We start from the raw sequence: 18,863 nt of genomic DNA on the forward strand, positions 1-18,863 counted from the left end.
ATGACCACCGTCATCGCGCCCGGATCCACGGGTGCGTACGTGAAGCTGGCCAAGCTCGACATCGTCGACTACTACCTCGGCGTCCTGGTGGTGTGGGCGCTGCTCGCGCCCGCGCTGCGGTTCGACGCCGGCGTGCTCACCACCATGGGCGTGTTCCTGGTGGGCGAGGTGTTCGTGATCGTCGCGATGGTCGCCCTGGACGACCTCACCGGCTACCGCGACGGCAGCGACATCGCCAACTACGCACCGGACGCACCGGCCCGCAAGCTGAACCGCAAACCGCTCGTCGCGGGCACGCTCACCGAACCGCAGGTGCTGAGGTTCGCGCTGGTCACCGCGGTGGTCGGGGCGGCGGTGTGGCTGGCTGCGCTGGCCGTCGCACCGCACCGTCCGGTGTGGACGGTCGTGCTCGTCGCGGTCACCTTCTTCTTCGCCCTGCAGTACTCGTGGGGCGTGAAGCTGAGCTACCACGGCTCGCAGGAGTTCTTCCTGGCCGCGCTGGGTTGGGCACTGGTGCTCGCCCCGTACGGTCTGGTCACCGGCCGGGTCGACGGCGTGGTGGTCGTGCAGGCGCTGATCTTCGGCCTCGGGCCGCTGCTGTTCGGCGTCTACTCCAACACCAACGACGTCGACGGCGACCGGCGGGTCGGCCGGCCGACCGTGGCGGCGCTGACCACGCCCCGCGGCAACCGGCTGTTCATCCGCGCGGTGTCGTCGTGCGAGTTCCTGCTGATCCTGGCCCTGCCGCTGGTCGGCGGGCCGTGGTGGTACCCGCTCGCGCTGCTGCCCACGGTCCTGTTGCGGCTCAGGCAGCTGCGCGTCGGTTTCGGCGAGGGCGACATCCTGCGGGCCCGGCGGATCGGCATCGACGCGCACCGGGTCACCGTGGTGACGCTCGTCGTGGTGAACCTGGTGGTGCGGTGATGGACCTCGACGTGGCCGTCATCGGCGCGGGGATCGCCGGGCTCGCCGCCGCCCACGAACTGGCCCGGGCGGGGCGCGAGGTGCGGGTGTTCGAGGCGGCCGACCACGTCGGCGGTCGGATGGCGACCCGCCGCGTGTCCGGGTTCGTGGTCGACACCGGCGCCGAGCAGATTTCCACCCGCGGCTACCCGCACACGTGGGAGCTGGTGCGGCGGCTGGGGCTCGACGCCGACGTGCCCAAGATCGGGCGGCAGCTCGGCATGTGGCGAGGCGGCCGGGTGCGGCGCGGGGTGGCGCACCCGCTGGGCCTGCTCACCGGCGCGGGGCTGTCGGTGCGGGCCCGGCTGGACTTCGCCCGCGCCGTCCGCGGCCGGTTCGACACCGGGCGGCCCGAGGCGTCCCGCGTGGGCGAGGCGACCGTGACCGAGTTCTGCGCGCCGCTGCACCGCGACGTGCTGGAGTACCTGTGCCAGCCGGTGGTCTCCGGGTTCTTCGGGTGGCAGCCGGAACGTTCGGCCGCCGCGCCGTTGCTGGCCCTGCTCGGCGCGATCGGGCCGTCCACCGCGTGGCGCACGTACGACCGCGGCATGGACGTCGTGGCACGGGCCCTCGCCGCACGCCTCGACGTCGCCTCGTCCTACCCGGTGCGCGAGGTCCTCGCCGGACCGGGGTACGCCCGCATCACCGGTCCGGACGGCGAGTTCCGGGCCAGGTCGGTGGTGCTGGCCGTGCCCGCGCCCGTCGCGCGCCGTGTCTACGTGAACCCGCCGGAGCACGAGCGGCCGTTCCTGGACGCCTGCGCGTTCACCCCCATGGTGAAGCTGCACCTGATGCTGGACCGCCGCCCCGAATCCGACGTGTACCTGCTGGCCGTGCCGCGGTCGGAGAGCCCGTCGGTGTCGGTGGTCCTGTTCGACCACCTCAAACACCCCGACCGCGCGCCCGACGGCCGCGGCCTGGTCACCGTGATCGCGAGCCCGGCGGTCGCACCGGCATTGCTGGACGCGCCGGACGACGAAGTCGTGACCACGCTCGCCGCCGAGGCCGAGCGCTTCGTGCCCGGCCTGCGTGCCGCGGTGACCGGATCGGTCGTGCACCGGTTCCGCCACGGCCTGCCCGAGGCCACCCCGCACGCCCTGGCGCTGCGCGGCGAGTTCGCGTCCCGGCTGGGCGGGGTCGTGGACTACGCGGGTGACTGGGTGAGCCTGAGCCCGTACAGCGAGGCGGCGGTGCGCTCGGGCCGCCGTGCCGCCGCCCGCGTCCACGCCGTGTCCCCGAAGACCGGCACGAGGAGGCAGACCGCATGAGGCCGCACGACATGGGCACGTTGTTCGACGAGGTCGCGGCCCGCGGCACGCACACCACCGTGCACCTGGACCGGCCGTTCGACATCCTGCCCGCCGGGTACGGGCCGGGTGTCGACTACACCGTGCCGCAGCTGGCCGGGCTGGTCCGCGAGGCGTCCGGCTGGCTGTACGAAATGGGCGCGCGGCGCGGTGACCGGGTGGCGGTGGTGAAGCGCAACCACTACGACTACGACCTGCTCGCGTGCGCGGCGGTGCGGATCGGGGCGGTGCCCGCGCTGCTGTCCGGGCACCTGTCCGACGACGTGCTGGAGATCCTGCTCAAGCGGCTCGACCCGGCGGTGCTGGTCACCGACCGCGTGCCACCCGTCGGCCTGGCGCGCCGGGTGCTGTCGCTGGGTGAGCCCGTGCCGGGCGCGGTGGCGTTGGACGACGTGCGCGGCGCACGGGTGCCCGCACCGCGGCGCAGGCACGACGGCGACCCGCTGGTGATCAACCACACCTCGGGGACGACCGGCGTGCCCAAGCTCGTCGTGCACACGACCCGCACGATCGTGCACCGGCTGGCCCGGTTCGAGGCGGTGCGCTGGCCGGTCATCGGCGTGCGCCGCGACGACGTGGTGGCCAACGCCAGCTCCTACGCGCACGGCCGCACGTTCTGCTGGACGGCCAGCGTGTTCTGCCTCGCGCCACGCAAGATCGTGGTGCTCAGCGACCCCGACTCGGCCGCGTCCGTGCTGGCGCGGCACCGGCCGACGACGCTGGAGGCCCTGCCCTCGGCCTACGTGCGCTGGCAGCCGCTGGCGGCCCGGCCGGACAACCCGTTCCGCGACGTGCGGCTGTTCGTCAGCACCTACGACGCCATGCACCCGCCGGCGATGCGCGCGATGCTGCACGCCTCCCGCCGCAGGCGCCCGCTGTGGATGCAGGGCTGGGGCCAGACCGAGACGGGACCGCTGACGTTCCGGTTCCTCACCCGCCGTGCGCTGGAACGCTCGCCCGACGCCCGCGACCTGGGACGCCCGGTACCCGGCCGGACCAGGTTGCGGGTGGTGGACCCGGTGACGTTCACGCCCGTGCCACGCGGGCACGCCGGGCTGGTGCTGGCGCGCACGCGGGCCCGGTGCGCGGGGTACGTCGGCGAGCTGGACCGCTGGCACGCCAAGAACACCGGGCCCTGGTGGAACACCGGCGACCTGGGCGTGCTGAGCCGCGGCGGCGCGGTGCGGCTGCTCGACCGCGAAGTCGACGCCGTGCCGGGGCTGAGCTGCCTGCGGGTGGAGGACCTGGTCGAGGACCGGCTGCCCGAGGTGGTGGAGTGCGTGGTGCTCGGCACGCCCGGCCGGCCGCCGATCCCGGTGCTGGTGACGTCCGGTCCGCTGGACCCGGCGGCGTGGCGGCGCGCGGTGGCCGACCTGCCGCCGATGGCCGACCCGCACCTGCTGGCCCGGGACGACGTGCCGCGCACCGCCACGGGCAAGGTGCGCAGGCTCGACCTGCTCACCCGGCTGGCCGGCACCGCCGAGACCCACGGCAGCGGGCGGTGGACGTGACGACCTACGTGTTCGACCGGGCGCACGTCGCCGAACAGCACCGCTGCCTGGCCGCCGCCTACGACCCGGTCACCTTCGCCCGGCTGGCGCAGACCGGTGTGCGGGCCGACTGGCACTGCCTCGACGTCGGGGCGGGCGGCGGCACCGTGGCCCACTGGCTCGCCGGGCGCGGCGCGACGGTGCTCGCCACCGACGTGCAGCCCGACCACGTGCCACCCGCGCCCCGGCTCACCGTGCTGCGGCACGACGTGGTGTGCGACCCGCTGCCCGACGCCGCGTTCGACCTGGTCCACGTGCGGCTCGTGCTGCGGCACCTGCCCGAGCGGGACGCCGTGCTGCGCAAGCTCGTCACCGCGCTGAAGCCGGGCGGGTGGCTGCAGGTGGACGAGTTCGACAACTCCTACAGCCCGGTGTTGCTCGCGCCGGACCGGGAGGCCGCCGAGCTGTACGAGACGTTCCTGGCGGTCAAGGAGAGCGTGTTCGACGCGTACGGCGTGGACGGCGCCTGGGGGCGCAAGGCGGCCGGCGCGATGGTCGAGGCCGGGTTGGTCGACGTGGACCCGCGGGTGGTCGTGCACCCGTGGCGGGCCGGGTCGCCCGGAGTGCGGCTGCTCTCCCACGCCACGCACATGTTGCGGGACAAGCTGCTGGAGGCGGGCATGACCGACGCGCAGCTCGCGGCCGTGCGCGAGGTGCTGGCCGACCGGCGGTTCCTGGCCACCTCGCCGGTCGTCTACTCGGTGCACGGGCGGCGACCGGCATGACCTCGACGTTGACGGCGGTGCCGTGGTCCGGGCCGGTGGACCTGCCGCTGCGAGGTGAGCTCGACGTGCAGGCGGCGTGCGGGCTCATGCACGTGCACGGTCGCCGGTTCGGGCGGCCGACCGCGCTCGGGCTGGACTACGCGTCGATCGTGGCCGGCGAGCTGGACGCGATCGGCGCGGCGGCGGTGGACGTGGCGCGGCTGCGCGGTGTTCCGCTGCGCGCTGCGTCCACGTCGGTCGCGCAGGCGGCGTTGCTCGCGGTGTCGCAGTACCTGGCGGCGGCCACGGCGGACGAGCCCGACCCCGTGCCGACGGACGTGGGCGGGCCGCCGTTCCTGTCCGCCGACGGCGTGGCGTTCGAGGTCGAGGCGCTGGACGCCGAGGTGTGGCGGCGGTTCTGGGCGGCGTTGGACGCCGACTTGGGCGCGGTGGCGGTGGCGTGGCGGCCGTTCCAGCACCGGTTCGCCACCGCGACGTGCCCGTTGCCGCCGGAGCTGACCGGGTTGACCGCGCGGCTGCCGATCGTGCGGCTGGAACGGGTCGCCGCGTCGACCGGGATGACGTTGGTGCGGGTGGCGCACCGCGCGCTGGACGATGTGCCGCCGTACGTGCTGCGGCCGTTGGGTCCCGGCGCGGGTGCGGTCCGCGCCGGGGGTGTGCTGCCGCTGTCGGGGCTCGTGGTGCTGGAGTCGTGCCGCCGGGTGCAGGGGCCGCTGGCCGGGCACCTGCTGTGGCAGCTCGGCGCGTCCGTGGTGCGGGTCGAGCCGCCGGGCGGTGACCCGTTGCGCGGCGTGCCGCCGATGTCCGGTGACGTGTCCGCCCGGTTCCACGCGGTCAACAGGGGCAAGCGGGTGGTCCACGTCGACCTCGGCACCGTGGCCGGGCGGCGGGAACTGCTGGAGCTGGCGTCGGGCGCGGACGTGTTCCTGCACAACTGGGGGCCGGGGAAGGCCGCCGCGTGGTCGTTGCGGGCGCGGGACGTCGCCAGGGCGCGGCCCGGGATCGTGTACGCGCACGCGTCCGGGTGGGGTGAGGCCTTGGGGCCGCGACCGCCGTTGGGCACGGATTTCGTCGTGCAGGCGCACGCCGGGGTGCCGCCGTCGCTGATGACGATCGTGGACGTGTTCGGCGGGGTGGTGTGCGCCCGCGGTGTCGTGGACGCACTCGCGACGCGGATCCGGTCCGGGACGGGGCAGTCGGTGTCGTCGTCGCTGCTGTCGGCGGCCGCGCGGCTGAACGCGCGGGCGACGCGGCGGTGCACGGCGCCGTTGAGCGTGCCGGTGTGCACGGATCTGGCGGAGCTGGCGGGGGATCGGCGGTTCTCGCGGGCGTTGGTGTCGGACGGGTGCGTGGTGCCGGGGCCGGTATGGGAGTTCGGATGACGTGGACGTCGTCGACCGGGGTGGTGTTGCGGGACTTGGTGCCCGCGGCGCTGCGGCGGTCCTGGGTTTCCGCCGGGTACTGCCCCGATCGGGACCTGTACTCGTTGTTCCGGGAGCGGGTGGCCGCGCACCCCGGGCGGGTCGCGGTGATCGACTCCCTCGGGTCGTTGGACTACGCGTCGTTGGATCGGGCGGTGAGGTGGCAGGCGAGGTTGCTCCGGCGTTGTGGCCCCTCCGACATCATCGGTATCGACGTGGCGAACGGTCGGGAGGGGGTGGTCGCGGAACTGGCGGTGGCGGCGGTCGGCGGGGTGGCGGTGCACCTGCCCGACGGTGGTTCGCCGGTGGTGAGCACGGTGATCACGGACGTGTCGGAGGCCTTGGCGGTGGCGTCCGACACGGCTCGGGAGGTGCCGTGGTCGCCGGTCGCGGTCGACCCGGAGGCTCCGGCGCGGATCCTGGTGTCGTCGGGGTCGGAGGCCGCGCCGAAGCTGGTGGCCTACTCGCACAACGCGTTCGCCGGTGGTCGGGGGAACTACGTGCGGGCGGTGCACGGTGCTGTGGGGCCGCGCGGTGCCGTGGGTTCGCCCGGGGCCACGGCGGTGCCGCGCGACCTGGTGCTGGTGCCGTTGGCGTCGGCGTTCGGGTCGTTCGGGGCGGCGATCACGCTGTGCGGGCTGGGCGGGACGGTGCTGCTGCTGCGGCGGTTCGACGCGGTGGAGGCGATGCGGGTGGTGGCGGAGCACCGGCCGACGCACGTGTTCGGCGTGCCCACGATGCTGCGCCGGATGGCGGCTCTGGCGTCCACTGTGGACACTTCGTCGGTGTGCGCGGTGGTGTCCAGCGGCGACGTGCTGACACCGGGGACGGCGGCGGTGGTGCGGTCGGCGTTCGGCTGCCCGGTGATCAACGTCTACGGGTCGTCGGACGGCGTGAACTGCCACACGTCGACACCGGAGCACGGCGTGGGCAGGCCGGACCCGGCGGTCACCGACATCCGGGTGGTGGACGGCGAGATCTGCGCGCTGGGGCCGATGACGCCGCTGTGCTACGTCGACGCGCCCGAACTGGACCGGCGGCACCGCCTGCCCGGCGGCTGGGTGCGGACCGGCGACGAGGGCTACTTCGACGGCGACGGCACCCTGCACGTCGTGCGGCGGCTGAAGCGGGTGGTGATCCGCGGCGGGTACACCATCAGCCCGGCCGAGGTGGAACGCGCGCTGGACGGCCACCCCGCCGTGGCGGAGGTGGCGTGCGTGCCGGTGCCGGACCCCGACCTGGGCGAACGGCTGTGCGCGTGCGTGGCCGTCCGCCCCGGCCACCGCGCGCCGTCACTCGGCCAACTGACCACCTACCTGCACGCCCGCGGCCTGAGCCGCCGCAAGCTACCCGAACGCCTCCTGGTGCTGCCGGAACTGCCGTTGGGGCGGACCGGCAAGGTGTGCCTGCCCACGGTCACCCGCCTGGCGGCCGAACACCACGCAGCCGACCCCGGATGCACGGCTGTCGGAGCCGGCGGTTTCGGACGCGGGAGCCTCGAACCCGCTGATCCGGGGCGCGGCGGTCTCGTCGATCTTGTTGGAGGTGGCGGTGGTGGTGAGGCTTGATCCGTTCGCCGGTCCGGGGTTCGCGGCTTTGGGTGCGTTGGCGAAGGTGGGTGGCGACGGTGGTCAACGCCTACAACCGGCTGGCGATCAGCGCGCGGCTCACCTGACGGTGGTCAACCCGTGAGGCCGACCACCGGCGCCGGTGTGCCGCCGAACGCCGTCCTGGTGATCACGATCGCGCCGGGCGCGACGACGAGGCGAACGTCCGAGCGGGCGCGTGAGCCCGAGCCGTCCAGGCGGACCGGGGTGGACGTCGGCGCCGAGCCGTCCAACGGCTGCGTCACGACGGTCAGCTCACGGCCGTTGTCGGCGCACGCGCGCACGTAGGTGGTGGACGTCGTGACGTCGGCCGTGCGCCGCGGGCAGTCCTCGATCGACAGCCGCGTGGTCGCGCCGGTGGCCGGGTCGAGCGCGAGGAGGTCGGTGACCTGGCCGCCTTCGTGCTCCTCCAGCAACGGCGTGGCGCCGACCTCCGTGCGCACGTTCGACGGCCGCGCCGGTCGGCTCAGCACCCGCCCGGTCTCGGTGTCCAGCAGCCCGTCCGGCACGGGCTGCGCACCGAAGGTCCGCAGGGCCGCGACGGACCCGTCCGCCGTGGCGTGCAGCCGCGCACGTCCACCCCCGACCGCCAGAGCCGCGGCGAGCACGACACCCACCACCAGCCCGATCACCACGGCGTCCGCCTCCGGCCGGGGCACCCCACCCGACAGGAACGGCGCCACCCCGGCGCACAACGCACCCACCACGGTCATGTAGCGCAGCATCTCGGCACCTCCCCGCGTGGGACGGGAATCGCCGGAGATCCGTTCCCCCGCGGCGAGCGGGGTTCGGAGCGGGCCGGACACCGGCGGTGATGAGGCAGAATCCTGCCGGTGAGCACCAACTGGGCAGGCACCTTCACCTTCTCCGCCGCGCGGACCGCGTACCCGACGTCGGTCGAGGAGGTCCGAGCCGCGGTCAGGGACGCCGAGTCCGCGCGGGTGGTCGGCGCGGGCCACTCGTTCAGCACGATCGCCGACACCGGCGGCACGCTGATCAGCCTCGACCGGATGCCCGAGGTGTTCGAGGTCGGTGACGGCACGGTGCGGGTGGGCGCGGGGACGCGGTTGGCGCGGCTCGCCGAACGGCTGCACGCCGCCGGTCTCGCGCTGCCCGCGATGCCGTCGCTGCCGCACATCACGATCATCGGCGCCTGCGCCACCGCCACCCACGGTTCCGGCAACGACGTCCCGTCGCTCGCGAGCCTGGTCCGTTCCCTCGACCTGGTCACCGCCGACGGCGAGATCATCACCCTGACCAGGGGAGACGACGGGTTCGACGGCGCCGTGGTGGCGTTCGGCTCGCTCGGCGTGGTGGTCGCCGTCGAACTGGACGTCGTGCCGACCTTCGACGTCGAGCAGCGGGTCTACCAGGACATGCCGTTCGACGCCCTGGTGGAGGACTTCGACGCCGTGTTCGCCAGTGCCTACAGCGTCAGCGCGTTCACCACCTGGCAGGGCGTGGCCCACGTGTTCGCCAAGCACCGCACCACCGACACCCGGCACGACCTGACCTGGACGGGTGCGACGCCCGCGACCGAGCCGGTGCACCCCGTGCCCGGCCAGCCTGCCCTGCACTGCACCGCCCAGCTCGGCGTGCCCGGACCGTGGCACGAGCGGCTGCCGCACTTCCGCGCCGACTTCACCCCCAGCGTCGGCCGTGAGCTGCAGTCCGAATACTTCCTGGCCCGCGAGCACGCGGCCGACGCGCTGCGGGCGCTCAACGACCTCGCCGCCGAGGTCGCGCCCGTGCTGCTGACCTCCGAGGTCCGCACGATCGCGGCCGACGCGCAGTGGCTCAGCCCCGTCCACGACCGGCCGAGCGTGGCGTTCCACTTCACTTGGCAGCCGGACGACGCGGCGGTGCGCGCCGTTCTCCGCAAGATCGAGGCGGCCCTGAGCCCGTGGCGGCCCCGCCCCCACTGGGGCAAGCTGTTCGAGCTGGCCGACCCCGGTGAGCGGTACCCGGACTGGGCCCGGTTCGCCGAGCTGCGCGACCGGCTCGACCCCACCCGCACCTTCCGCAACTCCCTGGTCGACAGCTGGTTCACCCGATAGTCACATCCGCGCGAATCGCCGCAGCCCTTCCAGGTCGGGCACGACCACGTCGCGCCGCAGGTGGCTGACCACCACACCGGCCTTGCGCAGGTCGGCGAACGCCTTCTCGGCGGTGCGCGGCTTCATCCCGGCGATCGAGGCCAGCTCCACCTTCGTCAACGGGATGCCGAGCACCCATCCGCCGACCTCCTGCCTGCCGTGCGCGCCGACCAGCTCGGCCAGCACCCGCGCCACCCGCTCGGCGGCGGTGTGGGACAGGAAGTCGCGCCGCCGCCGGTTGGCCCACCGCAGCTGGTCGTCGATGACGCCGATCAGCTCGACGAACCCGTCATTGCGGCGGTGCAGGAACCCGTGCAGCTCCGCGCTGGTGATCAGCTTTGCCGAGACGTCACCGCACGTGATCACGGTCGCCGAGCGCGGCTTGTGGTCCAGTGCGGCCAGCTCGCCGACCAGGTCGCCCGCGACCCGCACGGTGAGCACCGCGGTGTCCCCGCTCTCGTCGTTGACCAGCACCTTCACCACGCCTTCGAGCAGCAGGAACACGTGCGTGTCGGTGGCGTCCTGGACGATGATCTCCCGGTCGGCGCCGTAGCGGACCGCGGTGCCCAACGACATCAGCTCCTGCCGGCTGGTCTCCCGCAGCCGCGACAGCAACGTGCCCGGCGGCCACTCCGGCGTCGTCACGCTCTGCCGCACCGCGGGCGCGCTCGGCTTCGTCGTGGCCAGCGACCGGCCCGCGTCGGCGAACGACGCGTAACCCCGCTCGAACGACGGGTCCGGACCCACCCCGGACAGCAATGCCTCGCACGCCCGCCGCTGTTCGTCCAACGCCAGCACGGCCGGGTGGCCGGGGCCCAACGCCGCCACGGCGCGCATCGACGCGTCACGCACCACGTCCAGCAGCCGCTGCCCCTGAGCCCGGGTGCCGTCGAGGTGCGCCAGCTCCAGCTCGGCCGACGCCAGGTTCGACGTCGCGATCACCGCGTGCGGGTGGTCCGCGCCCAGCCGGGTCGCGGTGCGGTCGGCCGCCGAACGCAGGCTCGGCAGCGCCAGCCGGGCCCGTTCCGCCGAACGACGCACCCTGGCGAGCTCGAACTCCGCCGACGCCAGGTTCGCCTGCGCCACCAGCGCCCGCGGGTGGTGGGTGCCCAGCGCGTTCAACGCCCGGTCGGTCGCGTCACGCAGGTCGGTCAACGACTCGGCGACCTCCTCGGCGTCACCGTGGTCGCGGGCGATCCGGAACCGCGCGCACATCAGGTTCAGCCGCAGCACGCACGTCTGCGGGTGGTTCGACCCGAGCACCGCCGCGTTGCGCTGTAACGCCAGCTCCAGCGCGCCCGTCTCGCTCGGTTTCGCCGGCTCCACGGCGACCGCCACCGACCCGACCGCGACCGGGTCGGCCACCGGCAGCGGGTCCAGGAAGTCGCCGACCACCTGGCGCAACGGCGCGCCCCGGCCGAACGCGGTGCTCGGCGGCCTGCGCCGCACCTGGCGCGGCGCGGTCGTGCCCGGCTCGCGCCGACCGCGCGCCACCGACGCCAACGCCTGCTGGTCACGCACCCGTGACGCCTCCGGCCCGGTCGGGTCGACCAACGCCAGCATGGCGATCAGCAGCGCGTCCGCGGCGTCGGCGGACCCGATCCGCGTCAGCCCCGCGGCGCAGCGCAGCAGGCGGTCCACGTCGCGGCGCGCGCTGAGCGCGTCCAGCGAGCGGGCCAGGTCCACCGCGAGACGGCGGGCCGCCTGCCGGTCCGGCGCGGACCGGGACAGGACGGCTTCGAGTTCGACCATTCGGCTGTTCATCCGGCACCCCAGGTGGTTGCTCGGTCTGCGACGGCGCGGTTCCTGCGTTCGGACGCCGTGTTCCGGCGTTCGGGCGCGGGGACTCGTGCCGCCGGAGTGGAATCCTCGTCCATAGCGGCGATATCGGTTGCTCCGGGCATTCGTTAGCGCGTCCCTGACATTGTTACGTTACGAATGGTCGGATGTCCGACCGTTATCCGCACTACTGCGGAGAACTGTGCGAGTTTTTTGTCGTAGTGAACATCTTCGACGGTGCGCTTGGCGAGATCGGCTTTCGGCACGGGAGGATCGCTCGGATTCCCGGCTCCCCCTGTCCGCGCGGCAACGCCTACGCCGCCGGCGTGGCACTGGACCGCGCCGACGCCATCGCGCTGGTCGGTGAGATCACTGCCCTGACATTGACGCAACCTCCTGGTTGCCATAGTGTGGCAATCGAACGGTTGCTACTTGAGGAGGCTGTCATGGGATTCCCCGATCGGATCGAGCGGGTCGTGGAGATCGCCCAACCGCCGGGCGCGGTGTGGGCGGCGATCACCACGGCCGAAGGGCTCGGCGCGTGGTTCGGCGACGACGCCACGATCGACCTGCGCCCGGGCGGGACCGCGCGGATGAGCTGGAACGACGGGCCGACGGTCGAGATGCGGGTGGAACGGGTGGAGGAGCCGACCGTGTTCGGCTTCACCTGGCCGATGTTCGGGCTGCCCGAGGACGACCCCCGTCGCTCGTACGTCGAGTTCACGCTGGAACCGGTCGGCTCGGGCACCAGGCTGACCGTGGTCGAGACCGGGTTCGCCCAGCTGTCCGAGGACCTCTACGGCAAGGCGTACGACGCCCACCGCGAGGGCTGGGCGAGCGAGTTGGGTGAGCTGGTCGACCACGTCAATGGCACCTGACGCCGAAGCCGTCGCCGAACAGGTCTTCACCGCCCTGGCCGACCCGACCCGGCGCGCCATCCTGGCCGCGCTGGCGTCCGGGGGTCCGGCCACGGCCACGGACCTGGCCGATCGCCTGCCCATCACCCGGCAGGCGATCGCGAAGCACCTCGCCCTCCTGGCCGACGTCGGCCTGGTGACGGCGGAACCGGGGGAGCGGCGCCGGGTGCGGTACCGGCTGCGCTCCGCGCCGATGCAGGTCGCCCAGCGGTTCCTGGCCGCGCTGGCGCGGGACTGGGACAGCCCGCTCTCCGCGTTGAAGGACCACCTCGACCGCGGTGGCGGCACCGCGGACTGACGAACGGGAGGACGACATGACCCTGACCGACGAGGGCTACACCACGGGTTTCACCACCACCTCCACCGTCGACCGGTAGCCAGGACACGCGCGTGTCCTACGTTCGCCACGCGCGTGTCCTACGTTCGGAACACCCGAGTTGAACGCTCAGGCGCGGCGGCGGTAGGCGGTCACGGCCGGTGGCGCGAACACGGCCACGAACAGCGCTGACCAAGCCGGCGTCCACGCCGCCGGGCCGCCCACCTTCAGGCCGCGTGACGGGTCCGCGGCCACACCGGCGACGGTCCGCTTGAGCGAAGCGGGCGTGTCGTGCGTGATCACCCGGGTGCACGCCGCCCGGGTAGGACTTGACCTGCCGCCTGCCCCGCCGCGGTCAGCTCGAAGTCGCGCAACAGCTCGGCGGCGCGCACCCTTGCCTGTGTGCCGCGCAGGTTGAGCAGCTGCCCGATCAGCACGAGGTTCCGCCCATCGGGCTCTCAGACACATGCCAGGACGCCTGTCAAGGGTCGACTCGCGGACATGCCCGGGTGTTCACAGACGTTCGCGGGCGTTCCGGGTCGTTCCGGGTATGCCGGTGAGCACCATCGTGACCGTTCGACGTTCCGCTTACCGAAGCGGAACGCGCGCGTTCGGTTCTGCGCAGGCCGTCGCTGAGTCATCCTGTGGCCCGCACAACCCCCGGTCAGCGGTGCCCCGTTCCGGGGACGGACCTTGTCCGACACCTCCGCCGCTGCTGACCTTTCCCGAGTTCGACCTCGACCCGCAGGAGGAAGGCCCCGATGACCGTTGCCCACGACGATCCCCACGTCGCGCGGCTGTTCGACCACCTGGCACGGCTCGTCTGCGACGGCGTCGGCGACCCGCTCGACCTCCACGAGCAGCTGGTCGAGCTGGCGATGGCGAACTCGCCGGACGTCGCCCGCTACTGGAAGCAGGTCGGGGTCGGCGTCGGCGTTCCGGACACCGCCTACAAAGACGGAGGTCCGCACCTGTTCCCGGACGCGCCACCGGTCCGGGTGTTCCGCACCAGCGGAACGTCCGGCAGCGTCCGCGGCACCGTCCGCTACTCCAGGCTCGGGCTGGAGCTGAAAGGCCTCGCCATCGAGGCCAACGCCAAACGGCACCTCCGGCCGGACGACGGCGTGCGGCCGGTGATCCTGGCGTTCACGCCGTCCGAGGAGGCCGCGCCGGAGATGGCGATCGCGTTCGACATGGTGCGCATCGCGCGGTCGTGCGGCGACCCCCGGCTCAGCACGGCCGTCATCGGCGCGAACGGCGTCGACTTCGAGCTGCTCGGCCGTCGCCTGGACGCCGCCGTGGCCGAGGGCCTGCCGGTGGTGCTCATCGGCGGCACCTTCGCGTTCGTCAACGTCTGCGACGCGCTGGAGGCGCAGGGCAGGCGCTGGCAACTGCCGCCCGGCTCGCAGATGTGGGACGGCGGCGGGTTCAAGGGCCGGTCACGCGTCATGCGCGTGGACGAGCTGCACGACGCCGTGCGCCGGGTCTTCGGCATCGAGCGGCACGGCAACATCTTCGGCATGACCGAGCTGGCCAACCAGCTCTTCGACTCCGCCGACACCCCGGTCGGCCCGCTCGGCGAACGCCCCAAGGGCAGCCACCCCGGGGGTGGCCCCAAGGTCCGCGACCCCCGCACCCGCGAGCACCTGACCGAGGGCCGCGGCCTGCTGGAGGTCACCGACCTGTCCCTGCTCGACCGGCCGCACGTGCTGCTCACCGGCGACCTCGGCATCGCCGTGCCGGAGGGCGTGGCGATCGCGGGACGCATCGCGGGCAGCAGTCGCGGCTGCTCGCTGACCCTGGACGAGATGACGGGAGGCGCCGCATGACCGTGTCGTGGACCCCGGAGTGGCTGACGGCCGACCGCGCTCCGTTCACCCTCAAAGCAGGCCGGCACGAGTGGCGCGGCGTGCGCCCCACCGACTGGGCCGCGGTCGGCGCCGGCCTCCGGACCGCGCACGAGGACCTGCGGCGGCTGCCCGTGCGGCGGATCGTGGAAGCCGTCGACGCGGTCGTCGACCTGTGGGCCAAGCGCGACTTCACCGCCCGCCGCGCCACCGTCCGCAACGCGGCGCTGGTCACCGGCATGTCGGAGGAGACGATCGACCGCGCGCTGGACGCCGAGCTCGGCCACCTGCGCGCCGACTCGCTGCTGGCCGCGCTGACCCGCGAACTGGGCGACCCGGAGGTGCTCGACGGCTTCCGCGGCGGCACCACCGCGGTCGGGCCCCGCACCGTGCTGGCGGTGTTCTCCGGCAACGTCCCGGGCCTGCCCGCGCGGTCGCTGGTGCGGTCGCTGCTGGTGAAGGCGTCCGTGATCGCCAAGGTACCGGCCAAGGAGCCGCACTTCACCGCCGCGTTCCTGCGCACCCTGCACGACGTGGAGCCGGTGCTCGCCGACGCCGTCGTGGCCACCTACTGGGACCGCGACGACGAGGCCGTGCTGGAGGCCGCGCTGGACCAGGCCGACGCGGTGATCGCCTACGGCGGCGACCAGGCGTGCGCGGCGATCCGCGCCAAGGTCCGGCCGCACCAGCTCTACGAGGAGCACGGGCACAAGCTGTCGTTCGGCATCGTCAGCGACGGGTACGTGACGAAGTACGGCGTGGCCGAGGTGGCGCGGCGGATCGCCGCCGACTGCAGCGACTTCGACCAGCACGCGTGCCTCTCGCCGCAGGTCTACCTGGTGCAGGAGGAGCACGCGCGGGCGGTCGCCGAGCACCTGGCGGCCGCCATGAGGCGCGAGGCGCAGGACAGCCCGCCCGGGACGATCGACGCGCAGGACGCCACCGTGCTGCAACACCGCCGGCTCGTCGCCGAGTGGCGTGCGGCCACCTCGGAGGCGAGCGAGGTGTGGTCGCCCGATGGTCTGGAGTGGACGGTCGTGCTGGACGACGCGCTGATGCCGCTCAGCGGCTCGGGCAACCGGGTCGCGCGGATCGTGTCGGTGCCGGACGTGGCCGCGGCGGTCGACGCGATGCGCCCGTTCGCCGAGCACCTGCAGAACGTGGGCCTCGGCGCGGTCGGCGAAGAGTTCCGGCGGACCGCGCGGGAACTGGCCGAGCTGGGCGCGAGCCGGGTGTGCGCACCCGGTGCGATGACCAAGGCCTCGATGGTGTGGCGGCACGACGGGCAGCCGCGGATCGCGGGCCTCGTGCGCTGGTGTGACATCGAGCTCCACCCGGAGCTCGACAGACCTTAGCCCCGCACGGGGTGACGATTCCGCCGTGTTCCGCCCGCGGGAGGGGCACGGCCATCCTCTGGGGAGGATCAGCAATGTCCGTGACGGTCAGCGGCGCGCCCGGCGCGCTGAGGGAGAGAGACCTCCGCCGGTTGGCGGAAACCGTGGCCTTCGTGCGGGACCGGAGTGCCGGTGACGCGCTGGCCGCGGTGGTGGGTGGCGAGCCGCCCGCGCCTGTCTTGCGCCACCTGGAGTTCGCCTGCGCCGCGGTGCTCGTCGCCGCGGCACAGCCGTCGGACCTGATCGGGGTGCTCGCCGACCTGGGTGTGCGGGCGCGGGGGCCGCGGCCGGGCGCGGTGCCCGGTGACCGGCTCCGGGAACGGGCCGGGCAGGTGTGGAGCGTGCGCGGCGTCGTGGCCGGTGGGCCGCGCGAGGTGGAGCTGCTCGTGGTGCCCGGGACGGTGTGGTCCGAGGAGGAACGCGAGGCCGAGTCCTCGGTGACGTTCGACATCACGGGCGAGGACGACGTGCTGCTGCGCGGGGTGTGCGCGACGTTGCTGGACGCGGGCCTCACGGCCGACGGCGGCGGCTACGACGAGCACGTGACGGTGCTGCACTTCCGCGGTGCGGGTCGGGTCCGGTTGACGTTGCGGGTGCCCGGTCACCGCGCGGAGCCGCTGGCACGCCACCTCGGGCGGCCCGACCAGGCGCGGCGCACGATGCTCGACCTGATGACCGGGGCGTGGCGCACCCGCGCCGTGGCGGCGGCGGCCGAGCTGGAGCTGGCCGACCTGCTCGCCGACGGCCCGCTCGACACCGCCGAGCTGGCCGAGCGCACCGGTTCGCACGCGGACAAACTGCGGCGCGTGCTCGCCTACCTGGCAGCGCTCGGCGTTTTCCGCCGTCACGGCGAGCAGTGGTCGCTGACCGAGGTCGGCGCGATGCTGCGCACCGACGTGGCCGGGTCGCAGCGGGACCTGGCGCGGATCTACGGAGGACTGTTCTACCGGTCGTTCAGCGGGCTGGAGCACACCCTGCGCACCGGGGAGAGCGCGTTCGTCCACGTGTACGGCGCGCAGCCGTTCGAGCACTTCGCCGCGCACCCGGCCGACGCGCGGCTGTTCGAGGGCGCGATGGCGGCGGGCACGACGTTCCTGGAACTGGTGCCGGGCCTGCTGGACCTGCCGGCCACCGGCACGGTGGTCGACGTGGGCGGCAGCGACGGGCGGCTGCTCGACCTGGTGCTGACGGCCGGTCCCGGGCTGCGCGGTGTGCTGTTCGACCGGCCGCACGTGGTCGGCGCGGCGGCCGAGGCGCTGGCCGGTCACGGCGCGCGGGCGTCGGTGGTCGCGGGCGACTTCTTCTACGACCCGGTTCCCGCGGGCGGTGACCTGTACCTGTTGTCGCGGATCATGCACGATTGGGACGACGAGAGCTGCTCGGTGATCCTGCGCAACGTGCGTGCGGCGATGGCCGAGGGCGCGACGCTGGCCGTGATCGAGCGCCCGATCCAGGACGACCCGCGCACGGTGCTGCCCTTGGCGTTCAACGTGCACATGATGGTCAACACCGCGCGGGGCGTCGAGCGGACCACCGAGGAGCACCGGCGGCTGTTGGCGGCCAACGGGTTCGCGTTGCAGGACATCCGGGAGCTGCCACTGGACATGGCGGTGCTGGTGGCGCGCGCGACGGCGTGAGGCTGGGTGTGACGCTCGGTGTGAGCGCTCCCACAAGTCCGGATGCTGGAAATCGGCTACCTCGTCGCCCCGGTGGGCGGCGAGGATCGCCGGTGTGCCCGCCCTGAGCGAAACCCCTGCCCCGCCCCGGTCCCCTTCCTTCGTGCCGCTCGTGTCGATGAGCTTGCTGACCGGTGTCGGGTATGCGTTGGCGGCCCCGTTCCTGTCGCTGTTCCTGATCAAGGAGCTCCACGCCGGTCCGATCGCGGTCGGCGCGTTCCTCCTGATCAGCGCCCTGGCGTCGATGCTGGTGAGCACGCTGCTCGGGCGGTTGTCCGACGCACGCGCGATCCGCCGCACGCTGCTGGTGGTAGCCGGGGTGTCGGGTGCGGTGGGCTGGGTGCTGTTCTCCGTGCTGCGCGACTACTGGCTGCTGCTGGTGGTCGCGGTCACGTTCTGGGCGGTCTCGTCCTCGCAGATCCCGCAGATGTACGCCTACGCGCGCCAGCTGTTGGAACGCAGTGGCTCGGCGAAGGCGCCGTTGGCGATGAGCGGACTGCGGATGACGATGTCGATCGCCTGGGTGGGCGGGCCGCCGCTGGGCGCGCTGCTGCTCGGCGGCGGGTTCACCTGGCTGTTCGGCGTGAGCGCGGCGATCTACGTGGTGGCCGTGCTGGTGGCGCTGACGTGGCTGCCGGAGCTCGGACCGTCCGCCGCGCCGACGCACGAGGTGGCGCCGCAAGCCGGGTTGCGACGGGAGATGGTGCTCGCGGCGCTGGCGTTCGTGCTGCTGCAGGGCGCGACGACGGTCGGCGTGACGGCGATGCCGTTGTTCGTGACCGAGAACCTGGGCGGCACGACCCGGGACGCGGGTCTGGTCCTGGGGCTGTGCGCGGCGCTGGAGATCCCGCTGATGCTGGGCTTCGGCGCGTTGGCGCTGCGGTACAACCACCGGGTGCTCGTGCTGTCGGGTGGCGTGGTCGCGCTGGCCTACTACACGATCATGCTGCTCACCCAGGCGACCTGGCAGGTGATGGCCGCGCAGGTGATGCACGCCGTGGTCATCTCCGCGGTGATGGGCGTCGGCATCTCCTACTTCCAGGACCTCGCACCCGACCGGCCCGGGTACGCCAGCACGCTGTTCACGAACACGTACAAGACCAGCGCGATGCTCACCGGGCCGTTGGTGGGTCTCGCGCAGCACTTCGGGTACCGCACGGCGTACGGGATGGGGCTGGTGATGTCGGTGCTGGGGCTCGCGCTGCTGCTGGCGGCGAGGCGGAGGTCGGTGCCGTCCGTGGCGCCGTGACGGGTGATCGACCGGG

Annotated in this window: 17 protein-coding genes; 13 read left to right on the plus strand and 4 right to left on the minus strand. The window is 73.5% G+C overall.

The annotated features are described in order from the left end of the window. Genes A6A25_RS22790 through A6A25_RS22815 form a run of 6 tightly spaced genes read left to right on the plus strand, consistent with a single transcriptional unit; the run spans position 1 to position 7,534 of the window. Positions 1-924 carry a UbiA family prenyltransferase gene (locus A6A25_RS22790; protein ID WP_073893052.1) on the plus strand — a complete coding sequence of 308 codons (924 nt, stop codon included), beginning with the start codon at positions 1-3 and terminating at the stop codon, positions 922-924. Next, the gene (locus A6A25_RS22795) at positions 924-2,231 is read left to right on the plus strand and encodes an NAD(P)/FAD-dependent oxidoreductase (RefSeq protein ID WP_073893054.1); all 1,308 of its coding nucleotides are present in this window, start codon (positions 924-926) and stop codon (positions 2,229-2,231) included. The genes A6A25_RS22790 and A6A25_RS22795 overlap by 1 nt, the downstream gene beginning before the upstream one ends. Beyond that, on the plus strand, positions 2,228-3,781 hold the full coding sequence (locus tag A6A25_RS22800) for a class I adenylate-forming enzyme family protein (protein ID WP_241828853.1): 1,554 nt from the start codon (positions 2,228-2,230) through the stop codon (positions 3,779-3,781). Before A6A25_RS22795 ends, A6A25_RS22800 begins: the two co-directional genes overlap by 4 nt. Next, positions 3,772-4,545: a class I SAM-dependent methyltransferase gene (locus tag A6A25_RS22805; protein ID WP_073893057.1), complete on the plus strand. Its 774-nt coding sequence runs from the start codon at positions 3,772-3,774 to the stop codon at positions 4,543-4,545. Before A6A25_RS22800 ends, A6A25_RS22805 begins: the two co-directional genes overlap by 10 nt. Then, on the plus strand, positions 4,542-5,927 hold the full coding sequence (locus tag A6A25_RS22810; RefSeq protein ID WP_073893059.1) for a CoA transferase: 1,386 nt from the start codon (positions 4,542-4,544) through the stop codon (positions 5,925-5,927). Before A6A25_RS22805 ends, A6A25_RS22810 begins: the two co-directional genes overlap by 4 nt. Next, a complete protein-coding gene (locus tag A6A25_RS22815) occupies positions 5,924-7,534 on the plus strand; it encodes a class I adenylate-forming enzyme family protein (RefSeq protein WP_073893061.1) in 1,611 nt (536 codons plus the stop codon). The genes A6A25_RS22810 and A6A25_RS22815 overlap by 4 nt, the downstream gene beginning before the upstream one ends. Positions 7,535-7,647: 113 nt before the next feature. On the opposite strand, the gene A6A25_RS22820 is transcribed toward A6A25_RS22815, so the two are convergent. Then, positions 7,648-8,298, minus strand: coding sequence for a hypothetical protein (locus A6A25_RS22820; protein ID WP_073893063.1), 651 nt, complete (start codon positions 8,296-8,298; stop codon positions 7,648-7,650). Between the two features lie 108 nt (positions 8,299-8,406). Between A6A25_RS22820 and A6A25_RS22825 the strand changes: the two genes are divergently transcribed. Then, a complete protein-coding gene (locus A6A25_RS22825; RefSeq protein WP_241828854.1) occupies positions 8,407-9,630 on the plus strand; it encodes an FAD-binding protein in 1,224 nt (407 codons plus the stop codon). On the opposite strand, the gene A6A25_RS45675 is transcribed toward A6A25_RS22825, so the two are convergent. Further along, the gene (locus A6A25_RS45675; RefSeq protein ID WP_241828855.1) at positions 9,631-11,433 is read right to left on the minus strand and encodes a Crp/Fnr family transcriptional regulator; all 1,803 of its coding nucleotides are present in this window, start codon (positions 11,431-11,433) and stop codon (positions 9,631-9,633) included. It abuts the gene before it with no gap. A 461-nt stretch (positions 11,434-11,894) separates the two neighbouring features. On the opposite strand from A6A25_RS45675, the gene A6A25_RS22835 reads away from it, so the two are divergent. Continuing rightward, a complete protein-coding gene (locus A6A25_RS22835) occupies positions 11,895-12,326 on the plus strand; it encodes an SRPBCC domain-containing protein (protein WP_073893066.1) in 432 nt (143 codons plus the stop codon). After that, positions 12,316-12,663 (plus strand): ArsR/SmtB family transcription factor, encoded by a 348-nt coding sequence (locus A6A25_RS22840; protein WP_073893068.1) that lies wholly within the window; start codon positions 12,316-12,318, stop codon positions 12,661-12,663. Before A6A25_RS22835 ends, A6A25_RS22840 begins: the two co-directional genes overlap by 11 nt. Positions 12,664-12,810: 147 nt before the next feature. On the opposite strand, the gene A6A25_RS43270 is transcribed toward A6A25_RS22840, so the two are convergent. Together A6A25_RS43270 and A6A25_RS44205 are read right to left on the minus strand one after the other, a co-directional pair. After that, on the minus strand, positions 12,811-12,984 hold the full coding sequence (locus A6A25_RS43270; RefSeq protein ID WP_198932815.1) for a hypothetical protein: 174 nt from the start codon (positions 12,982-12,984) through the stop codon (positions 12,811-12,813). Continuing rightward, entirely contained in the window at positions 12,981-13,118 is a 138-nt protein-coding gene (locus tag A6A25_RS44205; RefSeq protein WP_158073792.1) for a hypothetical protein, read from the minus strand. Before A6A25_RS44205 ends, A6A25_RS43270 begins: the two co-directional genes overlap by 4 nt. A 324-nt stretch (positions 13,119-13,442) precedes the next feature. Here A6A25_RS44205 and A6A25_RS22845 point away from each other — a divergent pair, with 324 nt between their 5' ends. From A6A25_RS22845 to A6A25_RS22860, 4 genes are all read left to right on the plus strand, one after another. Then, the gene (locus tag A6A25_RS22845; RefSeq protein WP_073893069.1) at positions 13,443-14,510 is read left to right on the plus strand and encodes an acyl-CoA reductase; all 1,068 of its coding nucleotides are present in this window, start codon (positions 13,443-13,445) and stop codon (positions 14,508-14,510) included. Next, entirely contained in the window at positions 14,507-15,883 is a 1,377-nt protein-coding gene (locus A6A25_RS22850; RefSeq protein WP_073893071.1) for an acyl-CoA reductase, read from the plus strand. Before A6A25_RS22845 ends, A6A25_RS22850 begins: the two co-directional genes overlap by 4 nt. Positions 15,884-15,957: 74 nt before the next feature. Then, the gene (locus A6A25_RS22855) at positions 15,958-17,559 is read left to right on the plus strand and encodes a methyltransferase (RefSeq protein WP_073893072.1); all 1,602 of its coding nucleotides are present in this window, start codon (positions 15,958-15,960) and stop codon (positions 17,557-17,559) included. A gap of 157 nt (positions 17,560-17,716) precedes the next feature. Next, on the plus strand, positions 17,717-18,847 hold the full coding sequence (locus tag A6A25_RS22860; protein WP_073893293.1) for a sugar efflux transporter: 1,131 nt from the start codon (positions 17,717-17,719) through the stop codon (positions 18,845-18,847). The last annotated feature ends 16 nt before the right edge of the window (positions 18,848-18,863 follow it).

The sequence above is a fragment of the Saccharothrix sp. CB00851 genome (genome assembly GCF_001905065.1).
In the GTDB taxonomy this organism is placed as follows: Bacteria; Actinomycetota; Actinomycetes; order Mycobacteriales; family Pseudonocardiaceae; genus Actinosynnema.